This is a genomic window from Arthrobacter sp. Hiyo1 (assembly GCF_001263615.2).
Lineage (GTDB): Bacteria > Actinomycetota > Actinomycetes > Actinomycetales > Micrococcaceae > Arthrobacter.
Genome location: NZ_DF952478.1, coordinates 61,797 through 66,415, shown reverse-complemented (window position 1 = coordinate 66,415; position 4,619 = coordinate 61,797). Strand labels below are relative to the sequence as shown.

Annotated in this window: 4 protein-coding genes; 1 reads left to right on the top strand and 3 read right to left on the bottom strand. The window is 60.2% G+C overall.

The genetic code is table 11. The features are described 5' to 3' along the window. Positions 1-518 precede the first annotated feature (518 nt). On the top strand, positions 519-1,046 hold the full coding sequence (locus tag AHiyo1_RS22655) for a hypothetical protein (RefSeq protein WP_059390092.1): 528 nt from the start codon (positions 519-521) through the stop codon (positions 1,044-1,046). Between the two features lie 1,315 nt (positions 1,047-2,361). On the opposite strand, the gene AHiyo1_RS22650 is transcribed toward AHiyo1_RS22655, so the two are convergent. The 3 genes from AHiyo1_RS22650 to AHiyo1_RS22640 all read right to left on the bottom strand — a co-directional run. Then, the gene (locus AHiyo1_RS22650) at positions 2,362-3,507 is read right to left on the bottom strand and encodes a UvrD-helicase domain-containing protein (RefSeq protein WP_059390091.1); all 1,146 of its coding nucleotides are present in this window, start codon (positions 3,505-3,507) and stop codon (positions 2,362-2,364) included. Next, entirely contained in the window at positions 3,501-3,881 is a 381-nt protein-coding gene (locus tag AHiyo1_RS22645; RefSeq protein ID WP_059390090.1) for a hypothetical protein, read from the bottom strand. The genes AHiyo1_RS22650 and AHiyo1_RS22645 overlap by 7 nt, the downstream gene beginning before the upstream one ends. A 17-nt stretch (positions 3,882-3,898) precedes the next feature. Next, a partial coding sequence (locus AHiyo1_RS22640) for a UvrD-helicase domain-containing protein (RefSeq protein ID WP_216363302.1) occupies positions 3,899-4,619 on the bottom strand: 721 nt, incomplete at its 5' end.

Sequence of the window (4,619 nt, the reverse complement as noted above, 5' to 3'; positions counted from 1 at the left end):
CGGGTCCTGCGGGTCAGACAGGCGCAGGGAACTCCCCGCGGGCCGCACTCTTCAGCGCGTCGGCGAAGCGGATATTGACGGGGTCGGTCGCGTCGAACCAGGAGCAGCGAGATCCTCAACGTTCTTCTCGAAAACGTCGGCCAATCCTTCCCCAGCACTTCGGTGTCCAGGGGGTTCGCATAGCCGACAGCGTCACCCTTGATGGGCACCGGCTCGGTGCCGATCGCGTCCAGCGTCGCCCACAGGCGATGCCGGCCGTCTTGCAGTGACTCACCCAAAAAGGTCGCTACCCATCTTGGTACGCGTATTTGTTGACGACGGCACCGAGAGGACCGAGCCAGGCTTCGCATTCGCCTCGACAAAGGCACATGTCTTGGTTCAGGTGCAGTGGCAAGCCGAGTACTACAAGGGTGCTCGTGAGTTCTGGGTTCAGGCTGAGCGGGTGAAACGATGCGTGATCGAGCCGAGGATCCCCTGATAAATGCAAGTGACCTGACCATCTATGATTTGATGTCATCGTGCAACCGCAGCCAGACGTTATCGTCCAACTCCTTTCCGACTCCCCTGCATGGCTCACCCCCGCTATCGCGGCATCTGCGGCAATCGTGTCGAGCTTCCTGACGCTCCTAGGTACCCGCATCAATGAAGGCTGGAAGGCAAAGCGGGCCGATAAGCAGCGCTGGGACACATTCATCATCGAAGAAGCAGCCGCGCTCCAACGCACATGCGAGACTGCCCATAGAAAGATGCGCGACGGGGTGACTGCGTTTGAACTGGACGAGATAGCAGCAGAGGCTGCAGGGCATTACAAGCAGTTATCGATCGTAGGGCCGAAGGAAGTAGTTCAGGCGGCTATCCGGCTCTATGGGTATGTACTCACCAATGTTCATCAGCAGCATCCGTACGTCACCATCATGAAGTCTCACCGGTCGGCGCAAGATCAGCTGACCGAAGCGATCAGGAGACACATTGGGTTGCCACAGATCGTGTGGGAACCGCCTAACCCCGAGGATGTCAAGGTTCAAGAAGATATGCCGACACAATAGGAGCGTTGTAGTGGAGACCGTGCTCTCTTCGTAAGTCCGTCTGCATGGACCTCTAATGCCTGCTTTACGTTCACCCTAGAAGTCATCGTCGATGTCCTTAGAGACGATCCTTTTCGCATGGCGTTTTCACCAACGAAATACGCGCGTACACTAACGCCATGTCGCCTCACACCAAGCAGCTAGGGTCGAATCCAGCCGCGCGAGGGCGAAGAGAGCGTTCGAGCCTTAAGGCGAAGCGCCGTGCCGTCGAACTACCGGTGATTGCGTCTCTGTACGCTGGCTGCGCGCTTCTTGGAGTCACGATCTACACAACGGTTTCCATCTGGCCAATCGAGGAGACAACGGCTTCACTCCTACTGATCTTCAGTGCGCTGATCGCAATCGGCCTCATCGGATGGGCTGCGTTGCTCTGGTTCCTCCCTGATCCACTCCCATCAGACAACGGCTACAGCTCTCGAGCTCGGACTTTCCGCATCGAAAAGGCTACCAGAGCGGCTCAGCGAGGGTCAGCAAAGAAACGCCAAAGACATACATTTGTTCGAAAAACTAGGGAAATCGGGAATCAATTCCCGATTTCTAGACGTGGCCGCTCCGGACATACGTTAGACGAGTGACATACTACAATGACCTCGAGGTCACGGCACAAGACGGAAAGCAAGCCACGCCGAAACAGCCGGCGAGCTTTAGCGAAGGTGGCCGTTGCGCTGATCGGACCGCTCATAGGTGGAGGAATAGGTGGAGCCGCAAACCTCGGGGCAGCCGAGATAAACAAAAATCCCGGGTATTCGTTCAGCTGCACGAATGCTATTCAAAACGCATACGAAATCGCCAAGGAAAGCATAGGTGGTCCAGTAACCATCGACGGCCCAGAAGAGACTAAATGCCACGTAAATGAGAGGGTGCGACAGATGCTAGGCCTCAAATAGTTCTCTCTGAACACCGCAAAAGAGAACTAGGGATCGCCCACATAGCCTAAAAGCAGCCGACTACCACCAATTCCCCACGTCCTTGCCGTTGATTGGCACTTGTGACAGCCAATGAGCCTTGGCAGCTACCGACGAGCCGTAACGGATTCGGCAGTAGTTCTCCCAGTAATTCGCCTGGCAGGGAGTCTGCCCAAAAGGACGCAAAGTACCTCTTTCAGAGCTTGGCCGACCACGAGGGCCCACGCTCGTAAGCCGGTCGCGATCGCGAAGCGGAAGGCGTCTACGAGAAGGCACAGAAGCTCCGCGCTCAACGGATCGACTCGGCACCGAGCGGGCCGCCCAGGGCGAGTCGGAAACCAAGGCCCCGGAATTTCGACGTCTTCATAGTCCTAGGCATCCGCGAGTTTCATCGTTCCGGCGCAGACTGGGTAGCCCGTGCAGCCGAAGAACTGCCCGTATCGCCCATTGCGTTCCTTCATGGTGCGCTTCTTGCATTTCGGGCAGACCACCGGGGTGATGTCATCGCCTTTGGCGGATCGGATCTTGACGGCGCGGTTTCTCACCAGTTCGAGGAGGAACGCCGATTCCCCGCCGGCGCGGGTGACCAGGAGCGCTGAACGCTTTGCACGGGTCAGCGCGACGTAGAACAAGCGTCGCTCCTCGGCGAAAGGGTACGGGTCGGCTGCTGCCATGGCCAGCTGCAGGAGCGGATCGTCTTCAATAGTGCTGGGGAATCCGCTCCTCTCGAGGCCGAGAACAACGACATAGTCGGCTTCCTTTCCTTTCGAGGCGTGCACGGTGTTGAACTCGACGGTCAGGTTGGCGTACCGGGCATCCAACGCGGAGGTGACATCGTCCTTGGAGCGGGCGTACCGGCCAAGCAGCAGAACCTTTGCAGGCCCAGTGAGTTGCTCGTCGATGCCCACGAGGTGTTGCCTGACGACTGACCCGTATTGGCTGCGTTCCCGAACGCTGACAGCGATCACAGTCTCGTCCGTGTCCGGCGCAGAGGACCGGACGTTCTTGGAAATCTGAACGGGGTTCTTCGTCACGAACCCGCCGGCGATGTCGCAGAGGGACTGCGGGGACCGGAAAGTGCGGTCAAGCCGGATCGTTGAACCCGCGCCGAACCAGTCGTCAAAGCGCGTCATCACGCTCAGGTCCGAGCCGGCGAAGCGGTTGATTGACTGCCAGTCATCACCCACCGCGTACAGGTACGTTCCTGGAGTCTTCAGCAGCGCCCGGACGAGTGCTGCACGCGCCGTACTCGTATCCTGCATCTCGTCGACCATGATGAGCCGGTAGAGACTCTCCCACCGGCCCGACTCGACATGATCAGTGGCGAGATTCAGCATGTCCTCGAAATCGATCTGGCCCGCGGCTCGGAGTTGACGGTCCCATTCAGTAAGGATGACCACGTACAGGCGCGTGAAGAGTCTGGCCCGCAGCCCGTCTCCGGCCCGCTGCGCCAGCTCCTCCGGAGTGAGGCGGTTGCCCTTCGAGTGCGACATGAAGGACCGGATCAGCGCTACCATCGCCTGGTCGCTGATCGGCGGCTCCCCGACCGCCTCCCGGTATCTTCCACAAGTTGGATTCCGTGCCGGCGGAGCTCCTGCTCGAGGTGCTCGAACCCGGACCCGTCGCGAATGGTCGCCGAGGTCGTCTCGATCAACTCGGTGCCGTAGCTGATGTGGGTCCGACGTCGCCACTCCATACTCTCGGTATATCCAGCGAAGTGAGGAGGCGGAGTCCCGTCGGGTCCGAGCGCCCAGTGCTCATGCCACACGTCAATGTCCGGGAAGTAAAAGTCCGGCTTGTACTGCCGGTGGTGCGCGTCCGCGACGTCGTGCGCATACGGCCGCTCGTATTCGTAGCGGACTCCGTTCAGGAAGAGCCAGTTGGCGATCATTACCTCTTCTTGGCTCTTCACGACCTCCCCGGCGAGAGTTCCGAAACCGCTGTTACCGGTGTTCCTGTCCGACTTCTCAGGATCCGCCTCATCACCGAGGTCCGGCAGCTGCCGGCCGAACACGAGCCGGAAAAGGTCCCAGTCCCGCCGGAAGGCCGGGTCCCGGTCGCGGAGAACGTCCACGATCGCCGCGAGTCGCCCGACCCCGTTGTCCCTGGGAAGGTCATCCGGAATGGAGGCTTGCGGCCGGTGGCCTCACCGATGATGCGCAGCCCGAAGGCATGGAAGGTGCTTGATGCTACCGACGCTCCATCATCGCCGAGGCGGGCGATGAAGCGTTCCGAAAGTTCACCGGCTGCCTTTTTGTTGAACGCCAGAACGAGGATCTCGGTCGGCTGCGCGATGCCGCGCCGGATTGCGTAGCCAGCACGCGCCACCATCGTCGAGGTCTTTCCGGAGCCTGCGGCCGCGATCACCCGCACACGGTTGTCGAAGCAGACCGTGGCCTTCGTCTGCTCTTCCGTTAGCGGCGACTTTTCCACCGTGCGGAAAAAGTCGGCCAGTTCGTTCTTCTCCCAGTCCAGGAACGCCTCGTTCCGCTGGAGTGCCCACCCGGGCAAGTCAGCGGTGCGGCAGGCGTCGACCGCGGCGCGCTGGTCCTCGCGTTTGCCCTTGGGAAACCCGGAGAGCCTCGGATCGCTGTCGGCAGCCAGCCACACAGCGACATCCGGACGGGAG

What these genes read in the sequence shown, in the direction of transcription:
- AHiyo1_RS22650 (WP_059390091.1), bottom strand. Translation starts at nt 3,507, where the DNA reads ATGGTAGCGCTGATCCGGTCCTTCATGTCGCACTCGAAGGGCAACCGC.
- AHiyo1_RS22645 (WP_059390090.1), bottom strand. Translation starts at nt 3,881, where the DNA reads ATGATCGCCAACTGGCTCTTCCTGAACGGAGTCCGCTACGAATACGAG.